The sequence below is a fragment of the Ruegeria sp. SATB027 genome (assembly GCF_059613825.1).
In genome coordinates this window covers 78,169-95,570 of sequence record NZ_JBXWTH010000077.1, presented here as the reverse complement: position 1 = coordinate 95,570, position 17,402 = coordinate 78,169, and the positions used below count along the sequence as shown (strand labels likewise).

Here is a 17,402-nt window from a genome sequence, read left to right as displayed (position 1 = left end):
CTAGGTACCGGTTTTGGATTGTGCCGCGGCGACGGTACTGCCAGCCCATGCAAGGTTGTCACCAAGCTGTACAAGTATGCTGATTGCGTCTTTCAAAGGCGCATCTCCGCTTTCAAACTGAAGCAACAACAACAAGTCAGTCGCTTTTTCGAACTCGGCCGGAATCCAGTCAGCATCTGGATCGATCTCGCCACCTTGGTCCAGCCGTTCCGCGAAATCTTCGACGATTTCCTGGCAGCTTTGCAGAAAGGCAGCGGGTTCAATATCAGCGGAGTCACGCAGGTCTTCATAGATGCTTGCAATGGCAGCTAGCCAGTCTTCAAGAATGGGGTTGTTCAGTGGCGGAAGGGCAGACTCCAACGTTGACTGCATTGAGGCAGTATCGCTCACGGTCGGTTCCGGCTCTGGCCCTTTCAATGTTTCCAGGAATGGCAGAAACTCGTGCTCCAGATCCTTCTGAGCAGCGTCAAGGTCACTGCGCCGCCGGTCAGACGCCGCATCAAGGACCTTTTCCGCAAGTTCCTGGCCACCACAGTTTTCCCAAAGATCGAAATCAGGTTCCGGCTCTTGTGCCATGGCGCGCACCGCGACGGGCGTGCCAATTGGGACCACAGCGCGAAACAAACCTTCTTTTTCTTTGTTCAATCGAGCCAATACCCGATCCAGAGCGGACTGCACCGGGGGCAAATCAGCATGCGTGACCGCCAGCAGGCTGTTGGCTCGTAGCTCGGGCGGCACCTGCGCCCACAAATGCCGTTCTGTTTCACGCCATGCGCTTGTGCCGTTGGTACACCAGATGGCACAGTCGACGAATTTCAGCAGGTCCAGTGTCTGTTTGTATGTATCATCCAATGCGCCAGAGCCGGGAAGATCGAACAGTGATATCTCTTTCAGAGCAGGGGTGTTCAATCCAACAGAGATAAAGTCAGGCTCATCCGCAGCGGCCTTTTCCAGTGCTATGCCAGAATATGTCTTTGGCTCCTTGTTCCACCAGCCGACTGTCGTCTCTGGCGTATCCGCGTAGGCAACGATGACAAGTGGCAGCTTCAGGTGCTGCGGGCCGGTTGGAAGGATATCCGCCCCTGCCAGCATGTTCGCAAGGCTTGACTTGCCCGCCCCGAACTCTCCAGCGAAACCGATGTTGACCGCGTTGGACAAGCGCTCGGCATGGGCCAGGGCCCGTGCGCGCATATCTTCCAATTTCGGGTCCGACGACAGTTTTTCTGTCGTTGTCAGAAAACGCTCCAGCTGGCGCACTTCCTGTTCGGTTCCGGGAAACTCAATCATTCCGCAGCCTCTGCTTGTCGTTCGTCCACGTTGCTTGTTCCAAAGACACTATCCAACTCGTCAGCAATACGGCGCGCCCGTTCAAACGCAGCTTGTGCTTCCGCCTGAGCATTCAACTCACCCGCTCCGGAACGGTGCTCAAGATGGCCTGCCAACAGGGCCAAGTAATGATCCAGAACGGTTTTCAACCGTTCCAGAAGATTTTCACGCGTTGTGTCGATCAGGTCATCGCCAATCAGTTCGAATTCCTGCACGATCATGCGCTCAGCCCGCGCCACAACGCTGTTGCGCGATATCAGACGCGACAACCAGTTTACACGCAGCTCAACGGTAATGCCACGGGTCAAGGCAGTGGTGTCCGGGCGGAACCAACGCACTGCACTTGTGTTCATGCGATTGTCGACTGGTTCCTGCCAACCCGGCAGTGCCCGCAAAGCGGCGTTGCATTGCATGTCGATCGCGTAAAGTTCGCTCAACATGCGTTGCCGCACAACTTGCGACGCGCCCTGCACCAACTCGCGCATTTGTTCGCGCAAAGGAGTGAAATTCAATTCGGTCGCGCCGCCTTTGGCAAGCAATGGGGATTGTCCTTCAGGTCCGCGCACCACAACAAAGACGGATTCAGAGACTGTGTCATCCATGACCCCACGCAGGTTTGACAGAACATCGTCCATGTCCTTGACGATGTCTTGCGATTTGTCCGCAATCAGTTTGCGCAGATCACCAAGCGTCTTGTCGCTGTCATCCGGGCTGTGCGCCCCCGCGCTGCCTTCGTCTTGCAGCGCACGAAGATGTACCTGTGACCGCTCCAAATCGCCACGCGCGAAGCTGTCGAGATGCTGCCACGCCATCCTCAGCTGTTCGTTTATCGGCCCGTCCGCCAACGCCTGAGTGACATGGCGGCGCAAGTCCGGCAAGCCTGACGCAATCATCGCGGCAAACCGTAGTACAGCCTCGCGGCTGATGGGGCCCGGTCCTTGTTTGATCTCGGCCACACCGTTCAGGTATTGTTGCATCTGTTCCGGGTGCGCCCGCAACCACGCCAAAATATGATCGTGGTTCACACCGATTTCATCGCCGGTCAGCGCATAGTGCGCCCATTGTGCGCTGCCCATCAGGACATCGATATTCGAAGTACCCAACGCTTTTTCGAGCCCATCTACAACATCCAGACGCACCTTTGCCGCATCTTCGGCCCCGCCGCCCAATTCATCGACACGGTTGATGAAGACAACGATCTGTCCAAGTTCCAATGCCTGCATCAGCCGGAACAGTTTCAGGTCCGCACGCGACAACGCCTGATGCGCTGACAGAACCACCACAAAGAAATCGGATTCCTTGAGATACTGACGCGAAATCTCCTCACGGATCAGCAGGGGGTCATTTACTCCGGGCGTATCGGTGACGGTCAGAGGGAATGGGAAATGACCGATGTCAAAATAGACCTCGGCCTTGCGTGTGATGTCACTGTAAAGTCCGCGATCACTGCCGGGGTCAACTGTCCCGTCTTCTGCGGGGTCGTCCCCGGCGCACACGTAACGCGCCAGATCATCGGATGTCAGTTGATCCAGATCGTGATGTTGACCCAACAGCTGTTCATAACTGTCCCCCAGTCGCCGACGCGCCCGGGTCTTCATGGCTTCGACCTGCTCTTCGATCATCTCGCGCTTGTAGCTGTCCTCGTCATCCGGGAACATGTTGCGCAACTCTTCGCCTTCGGCGATCAGTGATTGCCACTGATAGTTGTCGAAGAAATGGAACTCGGCCCCTTCGGTTCGACCGTTCGGGTGCCCGAAATGCATGTCGGTGATCACGGTTGTCCAGGGGTTCACGTCCGACGGCAGGTATTCTGCCTGACCGGTGAAGCCGTTGATCAAGCGCGACTTTCCTGCCTTGATCTGCCCGACAAAGGCAACTGACGGTTTCAGTTTTCCCAGATCACCAATGATGCGCGATATGAACTGACGTGTTTCGTCATTGCTTGTCCCGTTCATGTCTTCTGCGATGCGAATAAGCTCGCGGCGATGTGTTTCACTCATTACTCTTTACCCTGACTACAAAAAAACAACGCATTGAATTAGTCGAAAATTTGAATGCTTTGGGGGCGGTCATTCCTCAGCCTCCCCCAAAGATTTCCAAAGATTGATTACCGCACCAAGTTTGCGGGCATCATGAATGGCCACAGCAATCTGTTCGTTGTCGCCCAGAACAGCCATGCCCGCACCCTTACCACCCGATGGCCGCATGACGATCAGATGTGGGCCTTCGAATTCGTCCCGGGTGTCGTTGTTCCAACCAGCAATATCTGAAACAAAACGTGTCAAAATCTCTTGATTGGGGTGCATCCCCTCGGAAGGTTTGCAGGTTCCTTCGCAAACCAGTGCAGTGTTTTCCATACTGTCCACAAGAACACGACCTGTGGCAAAGCGTGCAGCTCCGTCAAAAAACTGTTGCGCCAACGAATTGCCCGACCCTGCTGCCGGGGCAGGGCTGTTGTCTGAAGGTTTTTCAACGTCCGGAACGACAGACACGATGGGCTCAGAGGAAAGCTCAATTCCGGCGCAGGCGTTCTCGATCTCACTCAGCGTAATACCAACATCATCAGCCTCCAGCGTCGAGGCTGGCTTTCCAGACATCAGTTCCAGTGGGGCAGGGGCGGCTGAAATGTCTGAAATCAGTTGGGCCAGTTTGTCGACCAGCGCGGTACGTGTTTCCGTTTCGAAATCTGGGATCTGCCCGGACGGCACCTGAAACACATCCGTGATCCGGGAGCTGTTTACTTCGATTTTCAGGCAGCTTCCGTTGGCTGCAGTTAGCTCCAGTCGTCTGGGCAATATCGTTCCGCGAATGAAACGCAACACAGCCGCCCGGCGGGCTGTTGCAGTTTCACCGGGGACAATCACCGTCGGAGACAGGCGGGCAACCGAAGACCGCCCGATATCTTCGAGCATGTCGAGAATGTCTGTGTCCATCATACCGTGACCCCCTCTGGTCCCGTTCAGACTGCGGCCGCAACCGGCTTGAGACTGAGATGCGATTTCGTGAGCGCCAGCCCTACATTCGTGCTGTTGCGGCAGATATAGCAGACCACATGATCAGGATATTCCCTGGTCCGCAAAAAGATGTTCAACCGGTCTTTTGAAAATACCGCGATTTCCCCAAACCCGGCGTTTTCCTCATCAGTGTTTCCGGCCTCGTGCAAGAGCGCTTCAAATGCAGCGACACCCCGCCCCTGAAACAGATTGGCCACTGCTATTGCCAAAGTGTCCAGCGATTCAGCGCAATCAGAATCAGAGACACTGCTGCCCAAAAGCATGCCGGTCTCCATGTCGATATACCCGGCTGCAATGCAGTCGGGTATCGTTTCAATCGCAGTGTTCAATGCATCCTGAATGGACATTTAACTCTTTATCGTCCTTCTTTTCAGCGCCTTGATTAAGGCATCCTTACAAAACATGCCATTCTGCATTGCTGTTTTCTTTCGTTTTTGGAATGGCTTGCGGGGCGTGTCTGGACTGTTTCGCACTATATTCAACTGCGATCTGGTCAAATTCGGCAAGAAAGGCTTTGAATACATTCTGAAGCCCGACTGCGTCCTTTGGCAGGTCCTCCTTGTTTGTAATTTCCCGCCACATATCCGACGCGCTAAGCGGCGACCCGGCTGCGGATTCTGGAAGATCGATGTGCGCATCGTGGCGGATATCGCGGGCGTCTTCCTCGACTGAGGCTACGACTTCTATCAAGCCGTTTGTCTCAGGCTCAGGTTCGTAATCCTCGGCGTTGTTCTCGGGCTGAGCCGCCATCAGAGCCGCAATGGAGGATACCGAGACTTCGATACCCCGATCATCACGCGATTCAACTTCCGGCGTGAAAACTTCGACTTCGTCCGCTTCGGCCGCGGCTTCACGCAGAGTCGTGTTCAACGAGGTCAGCACGTCATCAACGGACTTGTCGCCCGTTTCAGCATCTGGAGCGTCACCCAGCAGGTCGTCAGCATTATCGGCAGCACCGAATTCACCGGACAGGTCGAACTCGTCCACGTCTTCTTCCAGACCGGCGACATTCTTCAACTCAAGAGGATCGCTCGAGGTGTCCTTGAAGAAGGCACGCAACTCGTCGCTGGTATCGGTTTCCTCAGGCATCTGCTCGGTGTCTGATACCATTTCTGCCCGCAGCCGTTCAGCGTCTTCCGGGTTGATCCGAACCCGTTCGCCTTCGTCAACGCGTCGCTCTACACGGGCTGGCCGGATGGGGAAGCTTGTTACGACATTATGATCGTCGGCTTCTGGTTGCTGTTCGTTTTCCAGCGGATTGACCAGCCGCAAAGGAGTAGCTTCGATGCCGTCCGCCAGTGCCTCTCGGTCGTCTGGTTTGCGGGCGGGGCGCAGTGGTTGAACCTTGAATGCGCCGGACTGGCTTTTGTCGATCTGGTACCGCGCCAGCTGATCGGCGCGATTGTCCATGATCTGTTCTGTGATTTCCAGAAAACTGTCGATCATCTTGCCGCCACCGCTGCGCGACCACATTTCGGCGTCGCCAGTCTTGTCGCGGGCATTGATCGCATCCCGGGCGGAAAACAAAATGGACCGGTTGAACAGATGTCCGGCTTCGCGATTGACACGTCGCAGAACCTTTTGACGGTCTTTAAGGTTTAGTGCATCCGCCCGCGTCACCAACAGCAGCGAGTTGTGTTGCAAGCGGTCCGGCAGCGAAACCCACGTTGCACGTTCGGTTTCGCGCCAGGCTTGTGTCGCATGGGTGCACCAAATGACGCCGTTTGCCTGCCCGACTGCGCGCTGCCAGACATCTGTCGAAATTTTGGGGTCCGAGATGCCGGGGGTGTCGATCAGATCGACGGCTTCCAGAATATCGGCTTCAAGGAAGATACGAATGAACTGCGCGTCATTGACGCCTACAGTCTCAAGCTGATCCAGCTCGATTGGTTCGACGCTTCCGTCATGCCGCTTGATATATGGTTTTTCACTGCCCCAGCTAAACCAGACCGGTGGTAACTGGGTTGCAGTAACCTGCGTTGGCAAGGTTTGCGTTCGCAGTAAAAAGTTCATCAGAGTGGATTTGCCAGCGCTGAATTCACCCATCAAAGCGAAAACCGGTTTGCGGCGGGACCACTGCTCGATACGTTCCCATGCTTTCGGTGAAACAAAGCGTGTTTGTGAATCTTTTGCCATTTTTCTACTTATGCCGCTTCGTTGCTTAGGTCTTTCAGGATGTCACCCAGAATCTCGTCTCGCGATTTCTGAGGTTGCAGGCCCGCCATCGCTGCCGAGGTCTGGCCGGAGTTTTTGTCTGCTGATGATGAGATGCTCAGCAACGTTTCCTTCTGTTCCCGCATGAAATCCGCCAGAATAGCGCGGACGTTTTCCAACACGGCCGCAATCTGGTTTTCCTCGATATCCTTGGTGATCGAATTTGCCTCGGACGCGATCAGGCGTGTGTAATCGGCAGCGTATGCTTCAAAGCCTTTGCGCTTTTGCCACCAGCGTCGCCACCAGGTACTTTGCAGGTCCAGAGCGATCGTCCGGCCAATCCCCAATGGTGGTGGAACGCGCGGCACGATAGGTGCTTCGATGCTGAATTCACCCAGGTGGTTGCCAAGTATCTTGTGATACAGCGCTTCGACATCCGCAGCCGCAGTTGAGTAGAGCGCGCCAGCATCCTTACGCATTGCGCGGGCAAAACTGAAATAAGCTGCTTTTTGCAAAGTCCTCAATCCAGCAGGGTCGTATTGCCAAGTGCCTTGCTCGCCATTCTTCTCAAGGTGCGCGATCAGAGAATCCGTGGCGCGCTTCACAAAATTCGCCTCGGCCGAGTTCAGGCGCTCCAATACTTTGTCACGCAATGCATTGGTCAGTTCGGCTGCTTTCTTTTCATATTCCGCAGAAACTTTCGCAATTGCATCTTCCGGAGAAACACCGTCAAGATCACGCGCAACGCCTTCACCCTCTGACAGAGTCTTTGCCACGGCGGTGGCACGAATCTGGCTGGCGATGTTGCGGGCGCGATGGCGAACCCGATCCATCAGCCGCGCTCCGGCACCTTCTGCAATACGCTCGTTTATCGCCAGCAGCAGGTCAGGCAAACCGGACAATGCCCAGATTTTGTCCAGCGAGGGGGCCTGATCACCGAACCCGGCAGCGAGGTAAAATGTATTGAGTGTTTCGCGGGATTCTTCGTTCAGAATCTCGGGGTTCCCGGTCAGTGCTGCCTCGGCCCACAAGGCACTGCCGAACACGACACTTGTCTTTGCGTCGATGTTGTTCTGTTTCAGAGTATCCAGAATCCGGTCGCGGATTTCGGGGACTTGATTGACCGGGTCTGACAACTCGTCAATCCGGTTTACAAACAGGACAATCTGGCGGTTCTCAAATTGAGCGATGATCCGCATCAAGGCCATGTCCATGGTGGTCAGGGCTTGGCTTGCAGCAAGCACCACAACACAGACTTCGGACCCGCGCAGGCTGCGCAGGGTAATCTGTTCACGCACCATGAAGGTATCGTTGACACCCGGCGTATCACAGAGTTTCAGCGCAATCGGGTACTGAGGAATATCCATGTACAACTCGGCCGACTTGGTCACATCTGCGAACCGGCCTGTTTTTGGATTGATATCCGGGTCGTCCTCATCGCCCAGGCAGACATATCTTTGGATCAGTTCTTCATCGAAGTGATCGTATTGGTGGCTTTGGCCAAGTATCAGGTCGAAGTGCTTTCCAAGACGCTCTTCCGACTTTGCTTTCATCTCGCCGATCTGACGGCGAATGTCCTCCATCTCGTCATCTGCACCGGCACGGTTGGCCAATTCGCCCAACCGGCCGCCCCCGACCATCAGATTGTCCCATTCTTCCTGCTCAAAGAAGGTGAACTTGGCCTTGGTATCGCCCGGTGGACGCGTGTTGATATTCAGGGTTGTGACGACCGACGTCCACGGGTTCACATCCGACGGAAGCAAAGATGGGCGCCCTGCGAGAATGTTGACAATCGATGATTTGCCCGCTTTTACCTGACCGACCATGGTGATGCTGGCGGTGAAGTTTTCCATCCGGGTCTTGAGTGTTGCCAGACGTGCCGAGGAGCGCGCATCAGCCACCTCAGTCAATTGATCGATCTGCGCCGTCAGTGATGACATTGCCGAAGTCATCGGCGCCAGAGCTTCGTTGCCTACAGACAACAGGTGATCATTGCGCGCCATGCTTAACCTCCGGTTCCCGTAGCAGCGATGCGGGGTTCATGCGAAGGACGGCCCGTTGGAATTCCTGTCAGCGTGTCGATACGTGCGATCAGGTCCAAAGCGTTGCCTAGAATGTCAGCCTCGGCGCGCGGGCTGATGGTTTCGTAAGCCTTGGCGTCAGCCAGCACTTCGATCGAGCTGAAGCGATCGCCGTTTTCAAGGCACGCAACGCGGCGTCCGGTCGGGAAACCTTCGGATTTGACCGCGGGCAATGGCATACGCGCATTGGCCAGCAGGTAGTGGTCTCCGGAATGGGTTCGGAGCGATATCCCAAAGCCCGTGTTCGGGTGGTCCCGGTTCAGGATCTTGAGTTCGCCAAGAAAGCTTTCGCGAGCAAAGAAGACAGCCTCTTGCTCGGCAGTAGCGGAGGGATTCAGATCGGTCACAGCAGTAAACCTTGTACTGGAGTTGAGCAGGAAACTCGTACCGGCGCCAAAGTGGCAAAAAAGACTCATTAACTCCTGCTAAACAACAAGACCCTTCAAGGCGGTCTTATTTTGACGTGAATAAGATTTTTTGGCGTTTGAAATGTGGCAGCTTTGTGGTGGAGTTCTCTTGAGAATGCCTCAACCTGCGCGGGAATGCATATGACGCAAGAGCCATTCCGCACCTACTGTATGAAACCGAGCGGAGACCGGCGGAACACAATTGCCTGAACCTGACGGTGCGGGATATTCAAAAATCTGTGTGGCCCTGAAGGACACTTTAGTCGGATAAGTTATTCTTGTTGTTTCAGAAACCTGAAGTTGCTCTCTGAGTTGGAAAGGGTCGCAGATGCGTTTTCTGGGGTGTCGTGGCGAGTAATCCCGCGCCTCCTCCCATGGGTTCAACTATGAACGCGCAAGGGCAATGAAGTAGGATTTCCATGTTCGCCAGTGGTGATCTGACAACAAGCTGTCGGCTTTTTCTAGGACTTTGGTCAACGTAAGAGCGATATTTCGCAGGCTAGCTGGGTCAAATTTTAACTTCGGCACGAATGAAGAGCTCTTCCAAAATAGCGTGGACATTGTCCCGCAGGATATCGGGTTTCACGGCCACTGATGTTCCCATCAACTTTCCACTGACAAGCCTCTTGGGGCTATACATCTTCATAAGATAGCGTGGTTGCCCCATATCTCATCAGAGGATCTACAAACTTGGCGATACATGTATTTTACCCCTCGCGCTCGGAAGCAAGCTTTGTTATTGACCGCTTCAATCCAGCGCTGCGGCGCTGAGTTGCGGGTGTGGCGAAATTGGTAGACGCACCAGATTTAGGTTCTGGCGCCGCAAGGCGTGGGGGTTCAAGTCCCTCCACCCGCACCATTTTGATGAATTGAAGTTTTGAAAATTTAAGTTTCTAGTTTGCTTCAGCGCCCCCAACTGGCCCCTTGTTCACTCGCTGCCGGATTTCTTGTCTTCGATCCAATCGCACACCTCTGACACCCTTAAAAGTGCGCATCTTTTCCATTGGTGAATCGGGCTTTCCTTATCAGTCCATAAGTCCAGAGGAGGTTAAGAAAACCGCAGGGATCCCGCGCAGATCGCAAATGTTGAACGGGTTGGACTGGAACAAGCTGCTTATCGCGCGCAATTGGCCAATTGGCAGCAGCGGAACGCAAACCGGGCGGGCTGTAATGGGTGATTTGTTTGGATTGGGCTCAAAGGCGATTGACAACGTGCGCTCAGTCTTGCGTGATGAGGGTTCTGCCTTCTTTGAAACAGCGTCTATTGACGATTACTTTCTAACAGATGGCCTCAAAAACCCGGCTTCGCTTCAAGAAATAGCTCCAAAAGTCAATAAGGAGCCGATCATGCAAATCTACCCCCGTGGGGAATTGGGCGGTGATTTCACCAACGTCTTTGCACCCAATCTCTCCGGCTTGGTTGCACTACTGGAAATGTGTGAATTTGAAATAGTGAAGGCTGAAAACGTTAATTCCTACGCGAGAGGTCGAGCCATGGCGCACGCAAAGGCCATTAACGACCATAACGTGTCATTCTATAGGAATCGAGAACTTGTCTTATTGCCGAAAGGCGTGGCAAACATCTGAAGACGACCACTGACTTCCTCCACGGAAAGATAACTTGGCCGAAATCAACAAATAACCCAAAAACCCTGCTTTTGCTGGGCTTAACCCATTGGAGATAGGGTATGCCCTGAGACGGATGGGGAATTTATTCCCAGCCGGCCAACACAGCATCCGTCAGCGCGCGGCTTGTGGATTCTGGCGACGTAAACTCGCGGTTTTCGGACCTAGAGGCAGATAACAACGCCGTCCGGCCTGTTTTGGCAGGCGGTACTGGCCAAAACAGCGTTAACAATGTGGCCTCAAGTCTTTTTGTCGAGGTTGCCAAGTTGATGTATCGCGTCGGTGATCTCAAAAACACCGGGGATAACTTAAACCCAGGCACGTACATCACAGGAACGACATTGGCATTGGAAAAAGCGCATGAGTCACGTAAGCCCAGAAGAGGTTAAGAAGGCCGCTGGGATCATTGACTGGAAGATATGAGGTACGTCTGCGTGGTAGGTAGCTGGCGCTTGCAAACGAACTGAGCACATCCAGCACACGAAACGTTGTGGATATCGTTGCGGCCGATCAGCGGCAAACAACAAAGGCACCTTTGGGCGCCTTGTTTTACTGGTCGGAGTGAGAGGATTCGAACCTCCGGCCCCTGCCTCCCGAAGACAGTGCTCTACCAGGCTGAGCTACACTCCGACCGTGGCGGGTGATCTATACGCGGCTTTGCCGATGCGCAAGAGGATTTTGAGAAGCGATCATCCTAATCTTCCGTCTTTGGATCGGTAACGGACGGGCAAAACAGGTCACGCGACTCTCATGGCAGCGGATCCGTTTTGTACAGACGGATCTTGGTGCCTCCGTGGTCCACGACCGGACCGGGCGCCAGCAAAGGCAGGCGGGTCGCCCGAGCCAAAGCCGGAGCGCTGGTCACAATCCCGACACGCCATCCTTGAAACCGGCTCATCAAAGATTTACCCAAGGCTCCGTAGACAGAGCGCAGACGCTTTTCATCTCCAATTCGCGCTCCGTAGGGAGGGTTCACAATGACCAGCCCGGCGGGTCCCGCAGGGGGTTTGATGTCACTGACGGAAAGCTGTTGAAAACGCGTGTTGGCGTTAACCTGCGCTCTCTCGGCGTTGGCTGTTGCGGCTTCGATAGCTCCGGCGTTGCGGTCTGAGCCGCAGAAGGTGAGAGTACATTCAGCAACCTCAGACTCGCTGCGCATGTCTTGCCAGCGGTCAGGGTCGAAGCCCGCAAGGTTTTCAAACGCAAAGCTGCGGGACCGACCAGGGCGCAGCCCCAGGGCAATCTCGGCGGCTTCGATCACGAAAGTACCCGAACCGCACATCGGGTCCAACACCGGTTCATTGCCGCTAAATCCGCAGTCACGCAGAAACATGGCTGCCATCGTTTCGCGCATTGGCGCTTTGGCAATTGCTTCTTTATGACCACGCTTGTGCAAAAGCTCTCCAGAACTGTCGACGGAAAATGTACAGATGTCCTTTTCGATTCTCAGCAAGATCCTGACATCGGCGTCGGAAGATATCGGAGCGCCCAGAGTTTCGGATATCGCTTGTTCAACTCTCTGCCGTGCGGCACCGGCATGATATATTCTGGATTTGCGGCTGGTGGCCTCGACTTTGACCGGAACACCGGAGCGCAGGAACTCGCCCCACGGGAATTTGCGCGCACGTTTGTCCAATTGGGCTAAATGCACGGCAGGAAAACTGCCCAGACGAACCAGAACCTTGTTTGCACCGCGTAAGGTCAGGTTGGCGCGCCAGACCTCGGACCACGAACCACGGCAAATGACACCTCCTAGAATCGTCTTGACCTGAGCGAACCCGTTGGACTGCGCCTCGGCGCAGAGGGGGGCTTCAAGGCCCGGGGTGGCAATCAGAAAGATTTCGAAGTCTGTGTCTTTTTTCATTCCGGTTGCTTACACTGGAAGTTCAGCGGGCGCGACACGCAATTTTGACCCGAATTTTTGGCCATCTTGAGGGAAAACTCCAAGATTTTGCAGTTTGATCTTAACTTTCGGCGGTAACAGGTTTGCGTTTGCGGGCATCCGCGCGTAAAGGGTCCGTGATCAGAAATACGCCTGCGGAATTTGGACCCGTTTCGACGCTTTTGCGATGGGCACCGGAAAAAACCGCGTTATTGCATGACCCCTAAAGGGTGTCGGCAGGGCTGGCGCAGGAAAGAGGCTTGGAAGAACGTAGCGGCATGCAAACTTTCAAACTTAAAAAAGGGTTGGACCTGCCAGTGGAAGGCGCTCCCGACCAAACCATTCATCCGGGTCCGGAATACTCGACCGTTGGCGTTCTGGGTGGGGATTACATTGGCCTGAAGCCAAAGATGCTGGTGCAGGAAGGTGATCGTGTCGAGCGGGGTACGCCGCTCTTTTGTCACAAAGATGCGCCTGACGCGATGATGGTTGCACCGGTGACAGGCAAGATTGTTGCCATCAACCGGGGTGCCCGCAGGGTGTTGCAGAGCGTCGTCATCGAAGTGTCCGACGCCAATGACACGGGCTTGGATTTTTCGAGCGTGGGCGATGCGCACAGCGCCGAAGGCGTGACTGCAAAACTGTGCGTCGCTGGTCTATGGACCTCATTCCGCACGAGGCCTTATTCGAAAATGCCGGAACCCGGTGCCAAGCCGAACGCGATTTTCGTGACCGCCATGGACAGTGACCCTTTGGCGGCTGATGCCGCCACGATCATTGCCGAAGCGCCCGAGGCCTTTGCTGCTGGGTTGGCGGCAGTCAGCAAGCTAACCGAAGGCAAGACTTATATTTGCCAGAAACAAGGTGACACGATCCCCGGCGCGGATGTCGCCGGTGTCGAGGCCGTGGCGTTTTCCGGTCCACATCCATCGGGCCTGGCAGGAACGCATATTCACTTCCTCGAACCGATTTCGGGGGAAAAGCAAGTCTGGACTATCGGTTATCAGGACACCATCGCGATTGGCCGCCTGATGCAGACCGGGCGTCTGGATCCGAGTGTTGTGATCGCCTTGACCGGGCCCGGTGCGCGTCAGCCGCGTTTGATCCGCACCGTGATGGGCGCGTCCACGGACGACTTGACACGAGGTGAGGTAAGTGTGGACGGAACGCCCCGCATTATCTCGGGTTCGATCCTGTCGGGTCAACATGCCGACGGACCGACCGGATATCTGGGGCGGTTTGCCCGTCAAATCTGTATCATCCGAGAGGATCACGATCAGATTCCGATGGGTTGGATCCGACCAATGCCTTCCAAGTATTCCGTCCAGCCAGTATTGGGCTCGGCCTTTTCCAGAAAACTCTATGCTTTCACGTCCAACCTGAACGGTGGCCGCCGCGCGATGGTGCCGACAGGCGTGTTCGAGGAGTTGATGCCGCAGGATTACCTGCCCACACAATTGCTTCGGGCCTTGCTGGTGATGGATACGGATACGGCTCAGGCACTGGGTGCGCTTGAACTGGACGAAGAGGATCTGGGCCTTGTGGGCTTTGCCTGTCCGGCGAAATACGAATACGGGCTGGCGCTGCGCGATTGCCTGAACAAGATTGAAAAGGAGGGCTGATCCGAATGGGATTGCGTAACTTCTTTGACCGGATCGAGCCGAACTTTACCAAGGGCGGCAAGTACGAGAAGCTTTTTCCGATCTACGAGATGGTGGAAAGCTTCATCTACACTCCGAAAACCGTAACCACCGTTGCTCCTCATGCGCGGTCTTACGTGGATATGAAGCGCATCATGACGTATGTCGTGATTGCTACTATTCCGTGCATCCTGTGGGGAATGTGGAACACCGGTTATCAGGCAAACTCGGCCATTTCCGCGCTTGGCCCAGAGTCTGCAACTGGTTGGCGGATTGCAATTCTTCAGGTTCTTGGCATCTCGCTTAGTCCGGACAGCATTTTTGCCAATGTCATGCACGGGCTTATGTACTTCCTGCCGATCTATATTGTCACGTTGGTGGCAGGCGGTATTTTCGAAGTCATTTTCGCAACCGTCCGCGGGCATGAGGTGAATGAAGGCTTTCTTGTCACTTCGATGCTTTACGCCCTGATCATGCCTGCAACCACGCCTCTGTGGCAGGTTGCCCTGGGTATTATCTTTGGTGTTGTCATCGGCAAAGAGGTATTCGGCGGCACTGGTAAGAACTTCCTCAACCCTGCCTTGGTGGGGCGGGCGTTTTTGTATTTCGCCTATCCCGCGCAGATGTCGGGCGATGCAGTCTGGACCCCGGTTGACGGGTTTTCCGGGGCGACGGCTCTGGCTGTGTCGGCTGCCGAAGGCTACCAGGCACTGGCCGCTGACGGTATCACCTGGTGGAGCGCGTTTTACGGCACCATTCAGGGCAGTATCGGGGAAACCTCGACTCTGGCCTGCCTGATCGGTCTGGCCTTCCTGCTGATCACCAAGATTGCCAACTATCGGCTGATTTTGGGATGTCTGGCGGGCACAATTGCGTTCACCTGGCTGTTGAACCTGATCGGATCCGAGACGAACCCGATGTTCGCAATGCCATGGTACTGGCATGTCGTGTTGGGCGGTTACGCCTTTGGTCTGGCTTTCATGGTGACCGAGCCGGTCTCGGCAAGCCACACCAATGTCGGGCGCTATATCTATGGTGCACTGATTGGTGTCATGGTTGTGTTAATTCGTGTGATCAACCCAGCCTTCCCCGAAGGTATGATGCTGGCCATTCTGTTCGGCAACGTCTTTGCACCGCTGATCGACTATTTTGTCGTTCAGGCCAACATCAAACGGAGGGCGCGTCGCCATGTCTGATACGCAATCCCCTGAACGCAAGGGCGCGATTGCCCGGTTTCTGGCGGCCTCACCGGATTCGGTTGGCAAAACGATCTTCATCGCTGTTGCGGTTTGTCTCGTTGCCTCGATGATCGTGTCGGCCGCGGCAGTCAGCCTGCGCCCGGTGCAGGAGGCCAACAAGCTGAAGGACAAGCAGGTCAACATTCTGCAGGTGGCAGGGGTGTATGAACCCGGCATTGATGTCAGCCAGGCCTTTGCCGCGTTCGAGCCGCATGTTCTGGATCTGGCGACGGGCGAATTTGCGGACGATCAGTTCGACCCAGCCACCTTTGACGATCTGGCCGCTGCCGGTGATCCGGAATTAAGTGTTGCCCTTGACGATGACCCCGCAGGCATTGGTCGCAAGGCAAAGTATCGGGTCATCTATCTGCTGCGCGACGACAGCGGAGCGTTGGACAAGGTGATCCTGCCGCTGCATGGCTATGGGTTGTGGTCCACGCTTTATGGCTTCATCGCGCTGGAAAAGAACGGCAACGACATTTTCGGCCTGCAATTCTATCAGCATGGTGAAACGCCTGGTCTGGGTGCCGAGGTGGACAACCCGCGTTGGAAGGCGTTGTGGAACGGCAAGAAACTGCATGATGACGCCGGCGCCTTGCAGATCACCGTCGCCAAGTCACAACCAGCGGCCGGGCCCGAGTTTTTCGTAGATGCGCTGGCGGGCGCGACCCTGACATCGCGCGGGGTCGACAACCTTGTGAAATTCTGGATGGGCGATGCGGGTTACGCGCCGTTCCTGGCCAAGTTGCAAGCAGGAGAGATCTGATGTCGCAGACCAAGAAAGAGCTGTTGGTCGACCCCCTTGTCGACAACAACCCGATCACCTTGCAGGTGTTGGGTATCTGTTCGGCACTGGCTGTAACATCATCACTGCAAGTGGCCTTTGTCATGGCCATAGCGGTGACGTCGGTGACGGCGTTTTCGTCGATGTTCATTTCGATTTTGCGCAACCAGATTCCCGGTTCGATCCGAATCATCGTGCAGATGGTGATCATCGCCTCGCTTGTGATTTTGGTGGATCAGATCCTCAAGGCTTATGCCTTTCAGATTTCCAAGACTTTGTCTGTGTTCGTCGGTCTGATCATCACCAACTGTATCGTTATGGGCCGCGCCGAGGCATTCGCCATGAAAAACCCGCCGGTAGCATCGTTCATTGACGGTCTGGGCAACGGCATGGGCTATGGCCTGATCCTGATGCTGGTGGGCATCATCCGCGAACTGTTCGGTTCGGGCAGCCTGTTCGGGGTGACAATCCTGCAAACGGTCAACAATGGCGGGTGGTACGTGCCCAACGGCCTGTTGCTGCTGCCGCCGTCGGCGTTCTTTGTGATCGGCCTGCTAATCTGGGCTTTCCGCACGTGGAAGCCGAACCAGGTCGAAGAACGTGAATACAAAATCCAGCAGGTAGAGGCGCACTGATGGAAGGGCTTATCTCTCTGGCCGTGAAGGCCGTCTTTATCGAAAACCTCGCGCTCAGCTTTTTCCTTGGCATGTGTACCTTCATCGCCGTGTCGAAGAAGATTTCGACTGCCATCGGGCTGGGAATATCAGTCATGGTGGTGCAGGCCATCACCGTGCCCGCCAACAACCTGTTGCTGTCCTTCCTGCTGAAACCGGGTGCATTGGCATGGGCCGGGTTCCCGGATGTGGATCTGACCTTTCTCGGGCTGATTTCCTATATCGGCGTTATCGCAGCGATGGTTCAGATCCTCGAGATGATCCTCGATAAATATTTCCCGCCGCTCTACAACGCGCTGGGGATCTTCCTGCCTTTGATCACTGTGAACTGTGCCATTCTAGGTGGTTCGCTGTTCATGGTCGAACGCGACTATAATTTTGCCGAGGCGACCACCTATGGCATCTCATCCGGTTTCGGCTGGGCGCTGGCAATCACCGCGATGGCAGGCGTGCGCGAAAAGCTGAAATACTCGGATGTGCCGGACGGGCTTCAGGGGCTGGGCATCACCTTTATCACCGCCGGACTGATGGCGATGGCCTTTATGTCCTTCTCGGGCGTGAAACTGTAAGGGGGGC

General features: G+C 55.2%; 14 protein-coding genes and 2 tRNA genes. 7 read left to right on the top strand and 9 right to left on the bottom strand.

The window, feature by feature from the left end; genetic code table 11:
• The 7 genes from AC2FPW_RS19600 to AC2FPW_RS19570 form a co-directional block, all read right to left on the bottom strand.
• On the bottom strand, window positions 1-1,287 hold the full coding sequence (locus AC2FPW_RS19600; RefSeq protein ID WP_496815040.1) for a dynamin family protein: 1,287 nt from the start codon (window positions 1,285-1,287) through the stop codon (window positions 1-3).
• Window positions 1,284-3,326, bottom strand: coding sequence for a dynamin family protein (locus tag AC2FPW_RS19595; RefSeq protein ID WP_496815039.1), 2,043 nt, complete (start codon window positions 3,324-3,326; stop codon window positions 1,284-1,286). The genes AC2FPW_RS19600 and AC2FPW_RS19595 overlap by 4 nt, the downstream gene beginning before the upstream one ends.
• A 69-nt stretch (window positions 3,327-3,395) precedes the next feature.
• Window positions 3,396-4,262: a hypothetical protein gene (locus AC2FPW_RS19590; RefSeq protein WP_496815038.1), complete on the bottom strand. Its 867-nt coding sequence runs from the start codon at window positions 4,260-4,262 to the stop codon at window positions 3,396-3,398.
• 23 nt (window positions 4,263-4,285) lie between these two features.
• Entirely contained in the window at window positions 4,286-4,687 is a 402-nt protein-coding gene (locus tag AC2FPW_RS19585) for a hypothetical protein (RefSeq protein WP_496815037.1), read from the bottom strand.
• Between the two features lie 46 nt (window positions 4,688-4,733).
• The gene (locus AC2FPW_RS19580; RefSeq protein ID WP_496815036.1) at window positions 4,734-6,476 is read right to left on the bottom strand and encodes a dynamin family protein; all 1,743 of its coding nucleotides are present in this window, start codon (window positions 6,474-6,476) and stop codon (window positions 4,734-4,736) included.
• An 8-nt stretch (window positions 6,477-6,484) separates the two neighbouring features.
• Window positions 6,485-8,497 carry a dynamin family protein gene (locus AC2FPW_RS19575; RefSeq protein WP_496815035.1) on the bottom strand — a complete coding sequence of 671 codons (2,013 nt, stop codon included), beginning with the start codon at window positions 8,495-8,497 and terminating at the stop codon, window positions 6,485-6,487.
• 2 nt (window positions 8,498-8,499) lie between these two features.
• Complete coding sequence (locus tag AC2FPW_RS19570) at window positions 8,500-8,922, bottom strand: hypothetical protein (RefSeq protein WP_209507691.1); 423 nt, start codon at window positions 8,920-8,922, stop codon at window positions 8,500-8,502.
• Between the two features lie 834 nt (window positions 8,923-9,756).
• Between AC2FPW_RS19570 and AC2FPW_RS19565 the strand changes: the two genes are divergently transcribed.
• Both AC2FPW_RS19565 and AC2FPW_RS19560 read left to right on the top strand, forming a co-directional pair.
• Window positions 9,757-9,841: transfer RNA gene (locus AC2FPW_RS19565), tRNA-Leu, on the top strand.
• A gap of 128 nt (window positions 9,842-9,969) precedes the next feature.
• Window positions 9,970-10,569, top strand: a complete 600-nt coding sequence (locus AC2FPW_RS19560; protein WP_496815034.1) for a hypothetical protein — start codon at window positions 9,970-9,972, stop codon at window positions 10,567-10,569.
• A gap of 592 nt (window positions 10,570-11,161) precedes the next feature.
• Here the strand turns inward: AC2FPW_RS19560 and AC2FPW_RS19555 are convergent.
• Window positions 11,162-11,238: transfer RNA gene (locus AC2FPW_RS19555), tRNA-Pro, on the bottom strand.
• 118 nt (window positions 11,239-11,356) lie between these two features.
• Window positions 11,357-12,472, bottom strand: coding sequence for a THUMP domain-containing class I SAM-dependent RNA methyltransferase (locus AC2FPW_RS19550; RefSeq protein ID WP_496815033.1), 1,116 nt, complete (start codon window positions 12,470-12,472; stop codon window positions 11,357-11,359).
• 296 nt (window positions 12,473-12,768) lie between these two features.
• Here AC2FPW_RS19550 and AC2FPW_RS19545 point away from each other — a divergent pair, with 296 nt between their 5' ends.
• The 5 genes from AC2FPW_RS19545 to nqrE are packed head-to-tail and all read left to right on the top strand — an operon-like array spanning window position 12,769 to window position 17,395.
• Window positions 12,769-14,112: a Na(+)-translocating NADH-quinone reductase subunit A gene (locus AC2FPW_RS19545; RefSeq protein WP_496815032.1), complete on the top strand. Its 1,344-nt coding sequence runs from the start codon at window positions 12,769-12,771 to the stop codon at window positions 14,110-14,112.
• A gap of 5 nt (window positions 14,113-14,117) precedes the next feature.
• On the top strand, window positions 14,118-15,326 hold the full coding sequence (locus AC2FPW_RS19540; RefSeq protein ID WP_496815031.1) for an NADH:ubiquinone reductase (Na(+)-transporting) subunit B: 1,209 nt from the start codon (window positions 14,118-14,120) through the stop codon (window positions 15,324-15,326).
• A complete protein-coding gene (locus AC2FPW_RS19535; protein ID WP_267365756.1) occupies window positions 15,319-16,134 on the top strand; it encodes a Na(+)-translocating NADH-quinone reductase subunit C in 816 nt (271 codons plus the stop codon). Before AC2FPW_RS19540 ends, AC2FPW_RS19535 begins: the two co-directional genes overlap by 8 nt.
• Window positions 16,134-16,787: an NADH:ubiquinone reductase (Na(+)-transporting) subunit D gene (locus tag AC2FPW_RS19530; RefSeq protein WP_496815030.1), complete on the top strand. Its 654-nt coding sequence runs from the start codon at window positions 16,134-16,136 to the stop codon at window positions 16,785-16,787. The genes AC2FPW_RS19535 and AC2FPW_RS19530 overlap by 1 nt, the downstream gene beginning before the upstream one ends.
• Entirely contained in the window at window positions 16,787-17,395 is a 609-nt protein-coding gene (gene nqrE / locus AC2FPW_RS19525) for an NADH:ubiquinone reductase (Na(+)-transporting) subunit E (protein WP_209507136.1), read from the top strand. Before AC2FPW_RS19530 ends, nqrE begins: the two co-directional genes overlap by 1 nt.
• The last annotated feature ends 7 nt before the right edge of the window (window positions 17,396-17,402 follow it).

Coding starts and splice junctions, on each gene's coding strand:
- AC2FPW_RS19600 (WP_496815040.1), bottom strand. CDS start 1,287: ATGATTGAGTTTCCCGGAACCGAACAGGAAGTGCGCCAGCTGGAGCGT.
- AC2FPW_RS19595 (WP_496815039.1), bottom strand. CDS start 3,326: ATGAGTGAAACACATCGCCGCGAGCTTATTCGCATCGCAGAAGACATG.
- AC2FPW_RS19590 (WP_496815038.1), bottom strand. CDS start 4,262: ATGATGGACACAGACATTCTCGACATGCTCGAAGATATCGGGCGGTCT.
- AC2FPW_RS19585 (WP_496815037.1), bottom strand. CDS start 4,687: ATGTCCATTCAGGATGCATTGAACACTGCGATTGAAACGATACCCGAC.
- AC2FPW_RS19580 (WP_496815036.1), bottom strand. CDS start 6,476: ATGGCAAAAGATTCACAAACACGCTTTGTTTCACCGAAAGCATGGGAA.
- AC2FPW_RS19575 (WP_496815035.1), bottom strand. CDS start 8,497: ATGGCGCGCAATGATCACCTGTTGTCTGTAGGCAACGAAGCTCTGGCG.
- AC2FPW_RS19550 (WP_496815033.1), bottom strand. CDS start 12,472: ATGAAAAAAGACACAGACTTCGAAATCTTTCTGATTGCCACCCCGGGC.
- AC2FPW_RS19545 (WP_496815032.1), top strand. CDS start 12,769: ATGCAAACTTTCAAACTTAAAAAAGGGTTGGACCTGCCAGTGGAAGGC.
- AC2FPW_RS19540 (WP_496815031.1), top strand. CDS start 14,118: ATGGGATTGCGTAACTTCTTTGACCGGATCGAGCCGAACTTTACCAAG.
- AC2FPW_RS19535 (WP_267365756.1), top strand. CDS start 15,319: ATGTCTGATACGCAATCCCCTGAACGCAAGGGCGCGATTGCCCGGTTT.
- AC2FPW_RS19530 (WP_496815030.1), top strand. CDS start 16,134: ATGTCGCAGACCAAGAAAGAGCTGTTGGTCGACCCCCTTGTCGACAAC.
- nqrE (WP_209507136.1), top strand. CDS start 16,787: ATGGAAGGGCTTATCTCTCTGGCCGTGAAGGCCGTCTTTATCGAAAAC.